Origin of the sequence: Croceicoccus estronivorus, from assembly GCF_001625325.1 — a bacterium.
GTDB lineage: Bacteria > Pseudomonadota > Alphaproteobacteria > Sphingomonadales > Sphingomonadaceae > Caenibius > Caenibius estronivorus.
Map to the genome: position 1 here is coordinate 400,693 of NZ_JRQQ01000001.1, position 15,722 is coordinate 416,414.

16 protein-coding genes are annotated in these 15,722 nt (G+C 61.1%); 8 read left to right on the forward strand and 8 right to left on the reverse strand.

The window, feature by feature from the left end; genetic code table 11:
• Positions 1 to 25: 25 nt before the first annotated feature.
• The 3 genes from sthA to MB02_RS02025 all read right to left on the reverse strand — a co-directional run bounded on the left by sthA (position 26) and on the right by MB02_RS02025 (position 3,673).
• Positions 26 to 1,420 carry a Si-specific NAD(P)(+) transhydrogenase gene (gene sthA / locus MB02_RS02015; protein WP_170304602.1) on the reverse strand — a complete coding sequence of 465 codons (1,395 nt, stop codon included), beginning with the start codon at positions 1,418 to 1,420 and terminating at the stop codon, positions 26 to 28.
• Between the two features lie 149 nt (positions 1,421 to 1,569).
• Positions 1,570 to 2,034 (reverse strand): dUTP diphosphatase, encoded by a 465-nt coding sequence (dut, locus tag MB02_RS02020; RefSeq protein ID WP_067531717.1) that lies wholly within the window; start codon positions 2,032 to 2,034, stop codon positions 1,570 to 1,572.
• Positions 2,021 to 3,673: a bifunctional phosphopantothenoylcysteine decarboxylase/phosphopantothenate synthase gene (locus tag MB02_RS02025; protein WP_067531719.1), complete on the reverse strand. Its 1,653-nt coding sequence runs from the start codon at positions 3,671 to 3,673 to the stop codon at positions 2,021 to 2,023. Before MB02_RS02025 ends, dut begins: the two co-directional genes overlap by 14 nt.
• A gap of 94 nt (positions 3,674 to 3,767) precedes the next feature.
• On the opposite strand from MB02_RS02025, the gene MB02_RS02030 reads away from it, so the two are divergent.
• Positions 3,768 to 4,166: a DUF4345 family protein gene (locus MB02_RS02030; protein ID WP_067531721.1), complete on the forward strand. Its 399-nt coding sequence runs from the start codon at positions 3,768 to 3,770 to the stop codon at positions 4,164 to 4,166.
• A gap of 22 nt (positions 4,167 to 4,188) precedes the next feature.
• Here MB02_RS02030 and ubiB read toward each other — a convergent pair whose 3' ends face one another.
• Genes ubiB through MB02_RS02045 form a run of 3 tightly spaced genes read right to left on the reverse strand, consistent with a single transcriptional unit; the run spans position 4,189 to position 7,463 of the window.
• Complete coding sequence (gene ubiB / locus MB02_RS02035) at positions 4,189 to 5,742, reverse strand: 2-polyprenylphenol 6-hydroxylase (RefSeq protein WP_067531723.1); 1,554 nt, start codon at positions 5,740 to 5,742, stop codon at positions 4,189 to 4,191.
• A gap of 49 nt (positions 5,743 to 5,791) precedes the next feature.
• Positions 5,792 to 6,523 (reverse strand): class I SAM-dependent methyltransferase, encoded by a 732-nt coding sequence (locus MB02_RS02040; RefSeq protein WP_067531725.1) that lies wholly within the window; start codon positions 6,521 to 6,523, stop codon positions 5,792 to 5,794.
• Between the two features lie 10 nt (positions 6,524 to 6,533).
• A complete protein-coding gene (locus tag MB02_RS02045) occupies positions 6,534 to 7,463 on the reverse strand; it encodes a DMT family transporter (protein WP_067531727.1) in 930 nt (309 codons plus the stop codon).
• A gap of 100 nt (positions 7,464 to 7,563) precedes the next feature.
• Here MB02_RS02045 and mutM point away from each other — a divergent pair, with 100 nt between their 5' ends.
• The 4 genes from mutM (at position 7,564) to MB02_RS02070 (ending at position 11,593) form a co-directional block, all read left to right on the forward strand.
• On the forward strand, positions 7,564 to 8,376 hold the full coding sequence (gene mutM, locus MB02_RS02050) for a bifunctional DNA-formamidopyrimidine glycosylase/DNA-(apurinic or apyrimidinic site) lyase (protein WP_067532316.1): 813 nt from the start codon (positions 7,564 to 7,566) through the stop codon (positions 8,374 to 8,376).
• 142 nt (positions 8,377 to 8,518) lie between these two features.
• Positions 8,519 to 8,779 carry a 30S ribosomal protein S20 gene (gene rpsT, locus MB02_RS02055; RefSeq protein ID WP_067532319.1) on the forward strand — a complete coding sequence of 87 codons (261 nt, stop codon included), beginning with the start codon at positions 8,519 to 8,521 and terminating at the stop codon, positions 8,777 to 8,779.
• A 489-nt stretch (positions 8,780 to 9,268) separates the two neighbouring features.
• Positions 9,269 to 10,711 (forward strand): chromosomal replication initiator protein DnaA, encoded by a 1,443-nt coding sequence (gene dnaA / locus MB02_RS02065; protein WP_067532321.1) that lies wholly within the window; start codon positions 9,269 to 9,271, stop codon positions 10,709 to 10,711.
• Between the two features lie 108 nt (positions 10,712 to 10,819).
• Positions 10,820 to 11,593, forward strand: a complete 774-nt coding sequence (locus tag MB02_RS02070) for a HesA/MoeB/ThiF family protein (RefSeq protein WP_067531731.1) — start codon at positions 10,820 to 10,822, stop codon at positions 11,591 to 11,593.
• 30 nt (positions 11,594 to 11,623) lie between these two features.
• On the opposite strand, the gene MB02_RS02075 is transcribed toward MB02_RS02070, so the two are convergent.
• The gene (locus MB02_RS02075) at positions 11,624 to 12,346 is read right to left on the reverse strand and encodes an NAD-dependent deacylase (protein WP_067532323.1); all 723 of its coding nucleotides are present in this window, start codon (positions 12,344 to 12,346) and stop codon (positions 11,624 to 11,626) included.
• 120 nt (positions 12,347 to 12,466) lie between these two features.
• On the opposite strand from MB02_RS02075, the gene dapB reads away from it, so the two are divergent.
• The 3 genes from dapB to MB02_RS02090 are packed head-to-tail and all read left to right on the forward strand — an operon-like array spanning position 12,467 to position 14,332.
• Positions 12,467 to 13,195: a 4-hydroxy-tetrahydrodipicolinate reductase gene (gene dapB / locus MB02_RS02080; RefSeq protein ID WP_067531735.1), complete on the forward strand. Its 729-nt coding sequence runs from the start codon at positions 12,467 to 12,469 to the stop codon at positions 13,193 to 13,195.
• A gap of 13 nt (positions 13,196 to 13,208) precedes the next feature.
• Positions 13,209 to 13,898 carry an endonuclease III gene (nth, locus tag MB02_RS02085; RefSeq protein WP_067531738.1) on the forward strand — a complete coding sequence of 230 codons (690 nt, stop codon included), beginning with the start codon at positions 13,209 to 13,211 and terminating at the stop codon, positions 13,896 to 13,898.
• Between the two features lie 29 nt (positions 13,899 to 13,927).
• Entirely contained in the window at positions 13,928 to 14,332 is a 405-nt protein-coding gene (locus MB02_RS02090; protein WP_067531740.1) for a hypothetical protein, read from the forward strand.
• Positions 14,333 to 14,354: 22 nt separating this feature from the next.
• Here the strand turns inward: MB02_RS02090 and MB02_RS02095 are convergent, their stop codons facing one another.
• Complete coding sequence (locus MB02_RS02095) at positions 14,355 to 15,680, reverse strand: dicarboxylate/amino acid:cation symporter (protein ID WP_082825903.1); 1,326 nt, start codon at positions 15,678 to 15,680, stop codon at positions 14,355 to 14,357.
• Positions 15,681 to 15,722: the final 42 nt, after the last annotated feature.

Genomic DNA, 15,722 nt, shown 5'->3' on the forward strand with positions numbered 1-15,722 from the left:
GGCCGCCTCCTCGGCCAGCACGCCGTCAGTGCGGCATGCGGTTCCAGGCATCGAGCGCGGCGATCTTGTAGGCTTCGGCCAGCGTCGGATAATTGAAGGTATTCTCGATGAAATAGTCGACGGTGCCTTTCAGATTGAGCACAGCCTGCCCGATATGGATCAATTCCGTCGCGCCTTCGCCAATGATGTGCACCCCCAGCAACCGGCGCGTCTTGTTGGAAAAGATCATCTTCATCATGCCCTGTTCCAGCCCCATGATGTGCCCGCGCGACGTTTCGCGCAGCCGTGCGATTCCGCATTCGTAATTGATCCCCTTGTCCCGCACCTCCTGCTCGCTCATTCCCACAGTCGAAATCTCGGGGACCGCATAGATCCCATAGGGAAAGTACTGTGGCGCAGGCGGCAACGGCAGGCCGAATGCATGGCAGGCCGCGATCCGCCCCTGCTCCATCGAGGTTGAGGCGAGGCTGGGAAACCCGATCACATCGCCAGCGGCATAGATGTGGGGGACGGATGTCTGGAATGTATCGGGATTGACCGCCAGACGTCCGCGAGTGTCCGTGGTCAGGCCACAGGTATCGAGCCCAAGGCTGGCGGTCGCGCCCATCCGTCCAGCGCAGTAGAGCAGCATTTCCGTTCGAACGGAGCGCCCGTCGGCCATCGTGGTCGCAATCCGTCCGTCAGCTTCCCTCGCCACGGAAGCAACTGCGGATCCCAGGCGGAATGTCACGCCGCGATCACGCAATTGATGGATGAATTCCTCCACCACTTCACGATCGACGAAATCGAGAAAACTCTCCCGTGGCTCGACGATTGTCACCACGACATCCAGCGCACTGAAGATCGTGGCATATTCCAGACCGATCACGCCAGCCCCAACAACAGTCAGACTGCGGGGGAGATGCGGTACGTCCACAATCCCGTCGCTGTCCATTATCGCCGGATCGTAAAAGTCGATATTCGCCGGGCGATGCGGCACGGTGCCTACCGCGATCAGGATGCGGCGGCCTTCCACCACCAGTTCACTTTCGTCAGGAGAAGTGACGGCGACGCGGTTCTCATCCACGAACCGGGCAAACCCGGCCATGGTGTGCACTCCATTGCGCAGGAATTGATGTTCCAGCACATCCACTTCGTAGGCGAGAGTCTTGGAAAGGCGGATCGACAGATCCTCGCTGCCGATTTCCTTCTTTACCCGATAGGAGCGACCGTAAAATCCACGTTCACGCCATCCGGAAAGGTTCAGCGCCGTTTCCCGCAATGTCTTGGACGGAATCGTGCCGGTGTGGACCGAAACACCACCGACTTTCGTGCGCCCCTCCACGACAAGGACGGATTTGCCCAGCTTGGCCGCCTGGATCGCAGCGCGCCGCCCGGACGGCCCGCTTCCGATGACGATGAAATCGTATATCTCCGCCAATGGCACCTCCAGAGAGAGCCCGGAAAACCGGGCCGAACGCTACGTTCCTCTCCAAAAGTCCGGCACGATATTGAGCATGGTGCCCGGCGATAGCAAGGGAAAGCTGTACACCGCCCCAACCATGATTGTGCAGGGTGGGCACATGGTACTCAGAGCTGGGCGTGGCCACCTGTCGAGCCGAAGCCCCCCTCCCCCCGTGCAGTATCGTCGAGGTCGAGCACTTCTTCCCAACCGCCACGCACCACAGGGGCCAGCACCAGCTGCGCGATGCGGTCGCCCCGGCGGATCGCAAACTCGCTATCACCCAGGTTGATCATGATGATCTTGAGTTCACCGCGATAATCGGAATCAATCGTACCTGGGGTGTTCGGCAGGCTGATCCCGTGTTTCAGCGCCAGGCCGGAGCGCGGACGGACCTGGATTTCGTATCCCTCCGGGATCGCCATCGCAAACCCGGTGGCAACGGCATGACGCCCCCCGGGCTGGAGCAGCACGTCTTCGGCGGCGAGCACATCCATGCCCGCGGCGCCATCTGTAGCATAGTGCGGCAGATGCAGCCCTTCCCCATGCGGCAAGCGCTTCACTCTTATCGGCACCACATCATTCAACTTCATCAGCAATCCGTTCCACCAGCAGGCGCGCGACTTCCCCTTTTGGCAAGTCGTCCCAGCTTTCAACCCCTTCCGCCGTCACGAGGTGAACGCGATTATGCGTACCCCCCATCACGTCGCCAGACACATCGTTCGCCACGATCCAGTCAGCGCCTTTCCGCTTGCGCTTGTCCTTGGCGTATTCGATCACGTTATCGGTTTCAGCAGCAAAGCCGACAATCAGCCCGGGACGTTTTCCGCCTGCCGCCAGATTGGCAAGAATATCGGGATTTTCCGTGAGACGCAGCGCGGGCGGCGCCATTTCACGCTTCTTCATTTTCACTTCCGCAATGCGATCCACGCGCCAGTCGGCCACTGCGGCGACCATCACCGCGATATCGACCGGCAAGGTCTTCTTGACCGCCTCCGACATTTCGACCGCAGTCTGCACATCGATCCGATCGACACCGGGCGGCGTGGCAAGCGAAACCGGCCCGGCGACTAACGTCACCCGCGCGCCCAGCGCAGCGGCCCAGCCGGCAATGGCAAAACCCTGCCGCCCGGAAGAACGATTGGCGATATAGCGAACCGGGTCGATCGGTTCATGTGTCGGTCCGGCTGTAATCAGCACATGCTTGCCAGCCAGCGGACGATGGCCGGGATCGACAACAAATTCCTCTTCCCCACCATTTACCGGGGCAGCAGCAAGCTCTCCCGCGAAAGCCTCCGGCGGGGCCTGCATCGGATTGACTTCGTGATTGACCGCTTCCCGGTCCGTAGGCGGGGCACCGGCGGCCTTCCCCTTTCTCGCCAGAAGGGGACTGGCGGCCAAGTCCGGCTCCGGAAGAAACTCCTCTCCCTCGCTCTCTGGCGCCTGAACTTCGTCCGGGTCAGGCTCCGGCCATGCCTCTGCCTGGGGCAAGGGAAGATCCTCGTACCCGTAATCCTCTTCGACCACCGGCTTGCGCGATGTGCTCCGTGGAATGATCGAGGCAAACAGGCCCGCAAGGCCCGATTTATGTTCCGGCTCCTCTTCCACCCAGGGTTCCGGTTCGATCGCTTCCTCGAACACTGGTGGCGGTGGAGCAGGTGCAACCTGCGAAGGGGGCGCAGATGCAGTTTCGAAACCGAGGATGCCACCGATCGCTTGCCAGACCACTTCCGGTTCCGGCAAGCGGCCCGGCCCATATTCGCCGCAGGCCATCGCACCTTCGTCCGGGTCCATCACCGCCACACCCGCCCGGCGCAGCCATTCGACATTGCGCTGAGTCGCCTCATGCTGCCACATCCGCACATTCATCGCGGGAACGGCCAGCACCGGCTTGTCCGTCGCAAGCAGCAGTGTAGTGGCCAGATCGTCGGAAATGCCGGAAGCCATCTTGGCCAGCAAATCGGCAGTTGCCGGGCAGACAACCACCAGGTCGGCCTGTCGGCTAAGCTGGATATGCCCCATTTCGGACTCGTTCTTGAGGTCCCACAGGGTCGTGTGAACGGGGTTTTCGCTTAGCGCGGCGAGGGTCATTGCGGTAATGAACTGCGCGCCGCCATCCGTCAGCACACAGGAAACCGAGCCGCCGCCTTTGCGGATCAGGCGGACGAGCTCGCACGCCTTGTAGGCGGCAATGCCTCCACCGACGATCAAGAGGATGCGTGGCGCTTTCATAGGCGGGTTTTTGCAGTGCATAAGCTTTTGGCGCAACCGCTTTACTTAATCTGGTCAACAGGCGAGAAGATTCCATCCAGAGGAGAGATCAATCATGCGCCTTGCGATCACCGCGCTCGTTTTCCTGAGCGGGCTGTTCTTCATTTTGCTCGGACTGTCATTCCTGTTCCAGCCGTCCGTCACGGTATCGAGCTTCGGCCTTTCCGCGGATGGTCCGGTGGGGCTGGCCACGTTGCGCGCAGACCTCTTCCCGTTCTTCACATTTCTGGGCGTATGCATGATCTGGGGGGCATGGAAACGGCGTGGCGATCTGCTGCTGCTACCTGCCATCGTGCTGCTGCTCGCCTTGATCGGCCGACTGGTAAGCGGCGTACTCGACGGTGCGGGAGACAACTTCATTGGTGCGGCCCTGATCGAAGCCGGCATGGTCGTGCTGCTATTCCTGGCCCGCAGCATCCTGCCGCATCACCGGGTACAGGACGTCGGCGACTGACATTCCAGCCGCGGGTGCCGTTTCACAACCAGCCGGCCAGGGCCGCTGCCCACATCGCACCCGCGCCTGCCAATCCTGCCACAACATAGCCCAGCCATCCGCGCGCCCGCGCGCTGCGCCGGTCCCACATCAATTCGACGTCGGGCAACGGCGGGGCTTCCGGTGCTCCGCCCTTGGCCGGGAAGCGATCTTCGATCCGCCGGACAAGATCGGGAATGCGCAGCAGCGTGGCCGTATCTTCACGCAGGCGGTCGGCCAAGGCCGCTTCCGGTCCCAGTTCGTCCCGCAGCCACCCGCTGACGTAAGGTGCGGAAACATCCCACATGTTGATCTCGGGATCGAGCTGGGTGGCGATACCTTCCACCATCACCATCGTCTTTTGCAGCAGCAGCAGGTGCGGCTGCGTTTGCATATCGAAATCGCGGGTGATGGCGAACAGGCCGTCAAGCATCTGGCCAACGCTCAGTTCGCTTACCGGCTTGCCCCGCATCGGTTCGCCCACCGCGCGCAACGCGGTCGCGAATTCGTCGACTGAATGATAACTGGGCACATACTGCGCCTCAAAATGAATTTCGGCCACGCGGCGATAATTGCCGGTCGTCAGGCCATAGAGAATTTCCGCCAGCCATTGCCGCGCACGCCGGTCAATCCGGCCCATGATACCGAAATCGATGGCCGCGATCGTGCCGTCGGGCCGCACGAACAGGTTCCCCTGATGCATGTCCGCATGGAAGAAGCCTGCGCTGATCGCCTGAGTCAGGAATGCGAGCACGAGCCGCCTGGCAAGGTCAGGCATGTCGTGGCCTGCGGCCTTCAATGCCTGCACGTCGCTGATCTTGATCCCGTCGATCCATTCGACGGTCATCACCCGGCCGTTGGTCCGGTCCCAGTCGATCGCGGGCACCGAGTAACCGGCGAAACCCTTCATCGCCTCGGCCAGTTCGCTTGCCGAAGCCGCTTCCCGTCGCAAGTCAAGTTCGCTGTTGGTCCAGCGCTTGAAATTGGCGATTACCAGCCGTGGGCGGAGGCGAGACGCCTCCCCTCCCAGCGCTTCCAGATGGGCAGCCGCCCATTCATAGGTCTCGATATCACGCGCAAAGCGTTCGCGAATACCGGGGCGCAGAACCTTCACCGCAACTTGCCGGCCACCATCGGTAACAGCCCGATAGACCTGCGCTATCGAGGCAGATCCGACAGGATCTGTTTCGAATTCGGTGAACAAGCTTTCCAGCGGCTGGCCAAAGCTGGCCTCTACCGACTTGCGGATTGCTGCGAATGGAACCGGCGCAAGACTGTCCTGCAAGGTAAGCAGATTGTTCGCCGCCTCTTCCCCGACGAGATCCGGCCGGGTCGCGAGGGTCTGGCCCAGCTTGATCGCAGCCGGGCCGATTTCCTGAAATGCCCCTGCGTAATCCGGCTCACGCGGCTGGAACGTACCGAAACGTGCGACTCGCGCCAACCGCCGAACGGGTGGAGGCGTATTCTCGTCGCGCTCGATCCCGCGCAAGGCACCGTGTCTCGCCAGCGTCCGGCCCCATTTCAGAAGCCGCCAGATATGCACGACGGGGCGAGTCACGCGATAGCGTCCCGATCACAAACAACGGCAGAGGCAGGAGTCGAACGAATCAAATTTTCCACCCCGAATGGATCGCGACCAATCCCCCGAGAATGGGCTCCACTCTCGTGCGTGCGAAGCCGGCCCTCTGAATCATCCGCTCGAATTCGGGCATCGGAGGAAAGCGCCGGATCGATTCGATCAGATAGCGGTAGCTGTCGGCATCTTGCGCAATGGCCTTGCCAAGCTGCGGTACGAGCTTGTGCGAATAGAGGTCATAGACTTCCTTGAAACCCGGCCACTCCGTGGTCGAGAATTCAAGGCAGAAGAAGCGGCCGCCGTATTTGAGCACCCGGTGCGCCTCGGCCAGAGCCCGGTCGATGTGTGTCACATTCCGGATACCGAAAGCGATGGTGTAAGCGTCATAAGTGCGGCTGGGGAGCGTCAGTTCCTCCGCGTTCTGGCGTGACCAGACCAGAGTATCTATGCCGCGCTCCATCGCCCGTTCGATTCCGACATCGAGCATATCCTGGTTGATGTCGGATACGGTAATCTTTGCCCCGCACGCCTCCATCCGGAATGCGATGTCGCCGGTGCCGCCCGCCATATCGAGGATTTCCTCACCTGGCTGCGGCTTTACCCGGCGTACGAATTTGTCCTTCCACAAACGGTGCATGCCGACCGACATGGCATCATTCATGATGTCGTACTTCGCAGCCACGCCTGAAAAGACCTCGCCCACACGGCGCGTCTTCTCTTCCGGGCTGACTTCTTCGTAACCGAAGGAAACGCTCTCGTTCATGGCCCGTCCTCTAGCGACCGCCCTGCCGATGCGCCAGCGAAGTCTTGCCCCGCATGGCCAGCACGCCAAGCCCGATGCCCGCAAGGATGAGAACGATCCCGGCCAGGTGGTAGGCGTGGAGAGTTTCACCGAGCAGCAAGGCTGAAAGGAAAGCTCCGCAGACCGGCATCAAGGTCAACGCCTGCCCTGCTCGTGCAGGCCCCACTTGTGCCGTAGCCCAGTTATAAATGAAGTAAGCCGCCAACGACGGCAGCAGCGCAACATAGAGAAAGGCCCCGATCACTCCCGGTTTCCAGTTGACGGTCAGTCCGGCAAGCCATTCGCCCGCCGCAAGAGGCGCGAGGACGACAACACCTACGGCAAAGGTTGCCGCTACGAAACTGGCCGGGGAGATGGCCGGGCGCAGGCGCAGGAGTACGGTATAGAGCGCCCATGCCGTAACTGCCAAAAGGATCAGCACATCTCCACGGCCGAAGTGCAACTTCATGGCCACTGCGGGATCGCCTTCAAAGACAATCGCCACCACCCCGACCATCGACAGCCAAACGCCGGCGATCTGCCAGCGGTTGTGCCTCGTTCCGAATATTCCCCGGTCGAAAATCATTACCAGGGCCGGCAGCGCCGCCTGCAACAGCAGGGCATTGGTCGCCGTCGTTTCGCGCAGCCCCACATATAACAGCGTGTTGAACGTACCGACGCCTATGATGCCCAGAACGAGAATCGGCTTCCAGCCGCGCAAAATCTCCGCCCGCTCGCGCCATATCGCCGGGCCCGCGAACAGCAGCAAGACCAGCAACGCGCCCGTCCAACGCACAAACGCGAGTGTGAAAGGCGGAATATCGAAGCGCACTGCGCGCCCGACAATGGAATTCCCCGCCCAGAACAGCATCACCAATCCAAGCATGGCAAGGGCGCGTAACTGGGTTCGACTGTCCGGCATGCTGGCCGCTATAAGCAGCCTTTCGCCCGATGGCGAGAAAAGGGCGCACACGCATCGGAAGCCGATGACAGCGCTCTCCACTCGCTATAACGGATTGCCCATGCCTGAACTTCCCGAAGTCGAAACCACAGTGCGCGGTCTCGCCAGAGTGCTGGAGGGCCAGCGCCTGACCCGCGTCCAGACCAACCGGCCAGACTTGCGACGCCCGTTTCCACCCGATCTCGTCCAGACGCTGACCGGGGCCCGTGTCACGTCACTGGGCAGGCGCGCCAAATACGGGCTCATCAACACCGACCGCGATCAGACGGTGATCTTTCACCTGGGGATGAGCGGACGCTGGCGTATCGATCCGGAGATGCCAGACAAGCACGATCACATGCTGTTTGAAACCGAATCGGGCCGCGTGCTGGCACTGAACGATCCGCGCAGGTTCGGCTCCGTCGATCTCATGGCAACCGCAGCGCTTGGCCAGTGGCCCCAGTTCGCCGCGATGGGCCCCGAACCGCTTGGCAGTGAACTGACCGCCGATCATCTCAAAGCCGCACTGGCCGGACGCAAGCAGGCGATCAAACTGCTCCTGCTCGATCAGCGGATCGTGGCCGGGTTAGGTAACATCTATGTGTGCGAGGCCCTTTTCCGGGCGGGCATTTCCCCATCGAAAGCGGGCGGCGCGGTTTCACGACCCGCACTGGAACGTCTCGTGCCCGCGATTCGCGCTGTGCTCGAAGAATCGATTGCCGATGGGGGATCGACTTTGCGCGACTACGCGAGGCCCGACGGGGAGCTGGGCTATTTCGCCACGCATTTCCGTGTCTATGACCGCGAAAGCCAGGCTTGCTCCTGCGGGGGGACGATCCGCAGGTTCGCTCAAGGCGGGCGCAGCACATGGTACTGCCCGAAGTGCCAGAAATGAGCGGTTTGCTTGACGATTCGGCATTGGCTCGCTAAGGGCCGCGCTTCCCGCGGTCAGGTCTGACCTGATTCCGCGATTTTGCAGCAGCTTACACAAACATGAAGCGCTGCGCCGGATGGTGCAGCCGACACGAAGGACAGACATGGCCAATACGCCGCAAGCCCGCAAGCGCATCCGTCGCAATGCCTACCGCGCCGAAGTCAACGGTGCGCGCATGAGCCGCATCCGCAGCTTCGTGAAGAAGGTCGAAGCCGCCATTGCCGGTGGCGACAAGACCGCCGCTTCCGAAGCGCTCAAGGCCGCCCAGCCGGAACTGGCTCGTGGTGTCGCCCGCGGCGTACTTCACAAGAACACTGCCGCGCGGAAGTTCTCGCGCCTGACGAAGCGTGTCGCCTCTCTCTGAGCCGACTCGCTTCCGGGGCTGATTCGCCCCCGCATGAAACACATTTGGGGCTGGCGCAGGCTGCGCTGGCCCTTTGTGCATGTGCAAGGTCTTGTGTGCATGCGCGAAGGATGCCCGGATGGCGGCTCATAAGCCTAGGTCAATCCGCGATTCGCTCATGCTGCATGCGAAAAACCAAGAGAAACAGGGCAGTTAAACGCAGTCGCTCGGCTTGCGGTGAGTCAATCGAAATATTTCAGTTTTTTTTCACCACGCCCCTTGCTCGAAAGCCGTCCCTCTTCGATAAATTGCTGCTCCGGAACGATGACAGTTCCGGTATTCACATGACGGTTGCAGATGCCATTGCCCGGGCCTTGGTCCGGGTGAGAGGAAGTTTTTGCCCAAGCCGGGGAGGGCAGGGACATTTGCGGCCGTCGAACAGGGGGATTGGGATCGGTAATGGTGCGCGGCAAGGCCCAAGGTGACCAGACAACAAACGCCCGGCGGCGAATGGACGACAACGTGGCGGATGACATCGAAGCAGTAAATCTTGCCGCCGACTGGGCGGACATCAGCCAGGGGCTGCGAAAGGATCTCGGACACCAGTTGCACAGCCAGTGGATCAAACCGATTCAGGTCGGAAGTTTCTGCAATGACACCGGCACGCTGGACCTGTTCCTCCCGACCGAGTTTTCGGCAAATTGGGTGGCCGACCGCTTTGCCGACCGCCTTTCGCTGGCGTGGAAGATCGCCCGCGCCGAAGTGAAACATGTGCGCATCTCGGTCCATCCGGGCCGGCGGCAGCTCCCCGAATTGCGCGTCGGCGAAAGCCCCAGCCAATCGTTCGGCGCCTTTGCCGCAAACGACGGCGGGGCCATGGGTGGCGTCGCTCTGTCGGCCGACACGCTCGGCGCGCAGGGTTTCACATCGTCGATCGGACTCGATCCTTCGCTCACTTTCACGGCCTTCGTGACCGGCAAGTCCAATATCCTCGCCTTCAATGCGGCAGAACGCATGGCGAAGGTCGAAACGCCCCAGTTTTCTCCGCTCTATCTCAAAGCCGCGACCGGTCAGGGCAAGACGCACCTGATGCACGCGATCGGGCACGCCTATCTCGCCACGCATCCCCGCGCCCGGATATTCTACTGCTCGGCAGAGCGTTTCATGGTCGAATTCGTCCAGGCCCTGCGCCAGAACGAAATGATCGAGTTCAAGGCCCGCCTGCGCGCGTTTGACCTGCTGCTGGTGGACGATATCCAGTTCATCATCGGCAAGGCTGCCGCACAGGAAGAGCTGCTCTACACGATCGATGCCCTGCTGGCCGAAGGCAAGCGACTGGTCTTCGCCGCCGACCGCGCGCCGCAGGCTCTGGACGGAGTGGAACAGCGCCTGCTCTCGCGCCTGTCGATGGGTTTGGTGGCAGATATCCAGCCTGCCGATATCGACCTCCGCCGGTCGATACTCGAAAGCAAGCTTGGCCGGTTCGCACCGCTGGAAGTGCCCGGCGACGTGATTGAATTCCTCGCCCGCACGATCAACCGCAACATCCGCGAGCTGGTCGGCGGTCTCAACAAGCTTATCGCCTATGCCCAGCTGACCGGGCAGGAAGTCTCTCTGCAACTCGCGGAAGAGCAGTTGACCGACATTCTCTCGGCCAACCGCAAGCGTATCACGATCGACGAAATCCAGCGCACCGTCTGCCAGTTCTATCGCGTCGATCGCTCTGAAATGTCGAGCAAGCGCCGCGCCAGAGCCGTTGTCCGCCCCCGGCAGGTGGCGATGTATCTTGCCAAGGTCCTTACCCCCCGTTCCTACCCCGAAATCGGGCGCAAGTTCGGCGGGCGCGACCATTCCACAGTCATTCACGCCGTGCGCCTGATCGAAGATCTGCGGCAACGTGATTCGGATATGGATGGCGATGTGCGCAGTTTGCTGCGCCAGTTGGAGAGCTGATTGGTTATCCCCACAGTGTGCACAGGCAGTGCACACTGTTTTCCCGTCGATAACCGGTCTTCGACAGCTTTATCGACAGCGCGGCAGGAGCGTGCATAAGGCATGCGCATGCGACTCTCTTCTGACCGCCTCACCCGCTTTGCCCGCCATATCGTGTTGCCGGAAATAGGCGGCGCAGGACAGGCCGCTCTGGCGGGAGCTCATGCGGTAGTGGTCGGGATTGGAGGGATCGGTTCCCCCGCCCTGCAATATCTTGCCGCAGCCGGTATCGGAAAGCTGACCCTGATCGACGACGACCGGGTCGATGCCAGCAACCTTCAGCGGCAAACAATCTTCGGCATGGCCGATGTCGGGGCGTTGAAGGTGGAGCGGGCGGAAAGCTGGCTTGAACGCTTCGATCCCGAGCTTCAGGTTCAGGCGATGGCGCTGCGGATCGACTCAGCCAATGCCGCTGCCCTCATTTCAGACGCAACGGTGGTGCTCGACGGCTGCGACAACTTTGCAACCCGCCTCGCGGTTTCAGACACATGCGTAGCCGCTGGCATACCGCTCGTGAGCGCGGCCGTTGGGCGCTTTCAGGGACAAGTTGCGGCTTTCGCAGGGCATTTGCCCGACCAGAGCTGCTATCGTTGCTTCGTCGGCGACGCCTTCGACGCCGACGACTGCGACACTTGCGCCGATGACGGAATGCTGGGCGCAATGGCCGGATGGACGGCAAGCCTGGGAGCCATGCAGGCCATACGCGTCATCTTGCAAGACGTCAGCACGCTGGGCGATCCGCAGTGGGGGATGCTCCACGTGATGGACGGGCTGGCACCGTCCCTGCGGACGATGCGGATCGCAAAGGATCCGGCATGTCGTACTTGCGGGCTATCCGGCTGATCTCGCCCGACTGACTCTAATCGGTCGTCCCTATCTGGCCATGCCAAGCATTTCATCCACCCATGCGGGCACCAGCAGGCTTGCCGGTCCAAGACGCGTTTCATGGAACCAGGCCGATCCATGGGACGATTCGAGATTGAGTTCGAGCGTTCTGGCACCGCATTCGCGCGCCTCGCGCACGAAGCCTGCGGCCGGATAGACGGCACCGGACGTGCCGATGGAAACGAACAGGTCCGCCTCTCGCAAGGCCGCATAGATTTCATCCATGCGATAGGGCATTTCCCCAAACCAGACGATATCAGGCCGCAGGGCATTGGCTCCGCAGACGGGGCATGGAGGGCCATCGGCGAGCGATGTGGTCCAGCGAGTACGGGCATCGCATGCCGTACACCATGCTGAAAGCCCTTCCCCATGCATGTGTAGCACCCGGGGATCGCCAGCATACATCGCACCGGCCCGTTCGTGCAGATCGTCGATATTCTGCGTGACGAGCAGCAATCCACCCTGCCATTCTGCATCCAGCCGCGCCAATGCCTCATGCGCCGTATTGGGGAGCGTTTCCATGATCGCGACCCGGCGCATGTCATAGAAGCGCTGTACCAGCAGGGGATCACGAGCAAACGCTTCGGGCGTGGCGACATCTTCCACCCGATGATTCTCCCACAGACCATCAGCAGCACGGAAGGTTTCGAGGCCACTTTCGGCGCTTATCCCAGCACCAGTGAGAATCACGATGTTTTCCACTTTGGGCACGGCTTTCCTCTCAGGCGTCATACCGAACTTGTTTCGGTATCCATCGTGCCCCACAGAACAGTTTCCGCTAGAGGCAGGCAAGACTCTGAAGCAGGTTCAGGGCGACGAAAAGGGGCGAACGTGGCACGTATCGGAATTATCGGCAGCGCAGGACGCATGGGGCAGGCAATCGCACGAGTCGTCGATGCCTCGGAACATGATCTGGCCGGCGGTATCGACCAGGGGGACGATCCTGCGGCACTGGCTGTAAAATCCGACGTTCTGGTCGATTTTTCCGCGCCTTCTGCGCTTGCCGCGAACCTGTCAGCCGCACGCTCCGCCGGCATCGCCATTGCGATCGGCACAACCGGGCTGGAAGCGGAACACCACGCCTTGATCGACGAAGCAGCCAATGCGATTCCCATCCTGCAGACTGGCAATACCTCTCTTGGCGTCACGTTACTGGCCCATCTCGTACGCGAAGCCGCGTCGCGCCTTGGCGACGACTGGGACATTGAAATCGTCGAAACCCACCATCGGATGAAAGTCGATGCTCCTTCCGGCACTGCGCTGCTGCTCGGCCAGGCCGCGGCAGACGGACGCGCGATCGATCTGGCACAAAACAGCGAACGCGGTCGCGATGGCATTACGGGCAAGCGCGCAACCGGCGCGATCGGTTTTGCCGCATTGCGTGGCGGTACAGTCGCGGGTGACCATACCGTTCACTTCCTCGGGCAGAATGAGCGCCTCGCCCTTTCCCATCTGGCGGAAGACCGTACGATCTTCGCGCGCGGCGCGGTCAAGGCGGCGGAATGGCTGATCGGGCGGCCAGCGGGCCGCTACACCATGCCGCAAGTCCTTGGATTGTAACGGGGCCCGCGCTTTGAAAAAGGACGATATCTTCGAATTTTTCCGCCTGCTGGCCGAAAACAACCCAGCTCCGGAAACGGAGCTGGAGTTCGATAATACGTACCAGCTTCTGGTCGCCGTGGTGCTGTCCGCTCAAGCTACCGATGTCGGTGTCAACAAGGCCACTCGCAAGCTGTTTCAGGAGGTCCAGACACCCGCCCAGATGGTCGCCTTGGGCGAAGAGGGCCTGAAAGAACACATCAAGACGATCGGCCTGTTCAATTCAAAGGCCAAGAACGTCATCGCCCTGTCCGAAATCCTCGTGCGCGATTTCGATGGAGAGGTGCCGGAAGATCGCGACACTCTGACCACTCTGCCCGGTGTCGGACGCAAGACGGCCAACGTGGTGATGAACTGTGCATTCGGAGCGGAAACCTTCGCAGTGGATACCCACGTGTTCCGCGTCTCCAACCGCACCGGGCTGGCCAAAGGGAAAACGGTCGACAAGGTCGAAGCTTTGCTGGAAAAGCGCGTCCCACAGCCTTTCCGCCGCGATGCACATCACTGGCTGATCCTGCTCGGGCGCTATACCTGCAAGGCTCGCAGCCCCGAATGCTGGCGTTGCCCGGTTGTGGCCCAGTGCGCGTTCAGACAGAAGGTCATGGAACCTCCGGCCAAGGCAAGTGTTTCCAAAACAAGAACGAAAGGCGCAAAGTCAGCCTGATTCGCGCCTTTCCAAACAGGAGGAAGCCGATGAAAGCCCTGACACTGATTGGCATCGCTACTGGTGCACTGGCACTGACTGCCTGTTCCACGAGAATGGAAAACGACAACACCATGTCCAAGGCACCGGCCGCAACGGTGGTCGGCGAGGCCCGCAGCTGCATTCCCGTCAACCAGATTTCCAGCAGCCGGGTACACGATGATCGCACTATTGATTTCAAGGTGGGGCGGCAGACGTATCGCAACACATTGCCGCAGCGATGCTCCGGCCTCGGCTACGACAAGGCGTTCAGCTACAAGACTTCCCTCTCGCAACTGTGCAACACGGATATAATCCGGGTACTACATCAGGTTGCTGGCAGTTATCAGGAAGGCGCGGGATGCGGCTTGGGGCAGTTCGTCCCGATCGAATATGACAAGAGTACAAAGGGGTAAGGATCTCCCCCTTTGTCCCCGCCTACCCGGTTACGGGATGCTCGATTTCATCCCCGCCACTAATCGCGGAAATCACCGTAGCAGCCACGAGATCGCCCACGACGTTGAGCGTCGTGCGGCACATGTCGAGGAACCGGTCCACACCCAAGATCAGCCCGATCCCCTCAGGAGGCACGCCTACGCCACCGAGAATCAGGGCGATAACCGGCAGGGAACCGGCGGGAACGCCCGCTGTCCCAATTCCCGCCAGAATGCAGACCAGCATCACGAAGAACTGATCGGTAAGAGATAGCTCGACACCGAAGAACTGAGCCAGGAACAACACAGTCACGCCCTCGAACATGGCAGTGCCGTTCTGGTTGGCTGTCGCACCGATGGTCAGCACGAACCGTGCAATGCGCGGCGGCAATTTCAGCTCACTGTCCGCGACCCGCAGAGCTGTGGGTAGGGTCGCGTTGGAACTGGCCGTTGAAAAGGCCATCAGGCTCGCTTCCCGCGTCTCACGAAAGAACGCGGCGGGGCTCTTCTTCGCCACGAACTTGAGCAGTAACGAAAACACGCCAAACATCTGCAGTGCCAGAGCAAGCAGGACAACGGCGACATAAGCGGCCAGCTTCACCAGCAGGTCCCAGCCGAACTGCGCCGCGAGATTGAACATGAAACAGAAGATCGCCAGCGGCGCGAGTTGAATCACGAGGCCGATCAGTTTCATCGACACTTCGAATACGCCCTCAATCGCATCTTTCAGTGTCTGGGTCCGCTGCGTCTGGACCAGCAGCAAGCCGATGCCGAAAAACAGGGCAAAGAACATCACCGCAAGAATGTCGTTGTTGCTCATCGCAGAGATGACGTTGGACGGAACCAGCCCGATCACTGCGTCAATGCCGGTCTGCGCCGTGCCCGAACGTTCGATGATGCCTTGCGCACCTTGCTGTCCCTGCGCCAGCAGGTCACGTGCCGCTGCAGGGTCCACGCCCTGGCCGGGGCGCAGAATATTTACAAGTGCGATACTCAGCACCACCGCAATACCGGATACTATGATCGTGTAGACGAGCGTGCGGATACCGACATTCTTGAGGGCGCGAATCTCCCCCATTTCGGCAATGCCGACAACCAGCGCGGAAAACAGCAGCGGCAGAACCAGCATGAACAGCAACCGCAGGAATACCTGCCCGATGGGCCCGGTGACATATGTCACCACTGTTTCCAGCCAGCCTGCATCAGCAGCGAAAGTATAGGCGGCCAATCCTGCCACCAGTCCTGCGACAAAGCCGATCAGGATACGCCATTGCAGTTTGCCGTGGCCGATCGGTGCAGCCCCCTCGGCCATTTCGGCGGCGTCGTTCATCGCTCTATCTCCCGCTTGGTTGATTGGTCCCCGCGAAAGCCC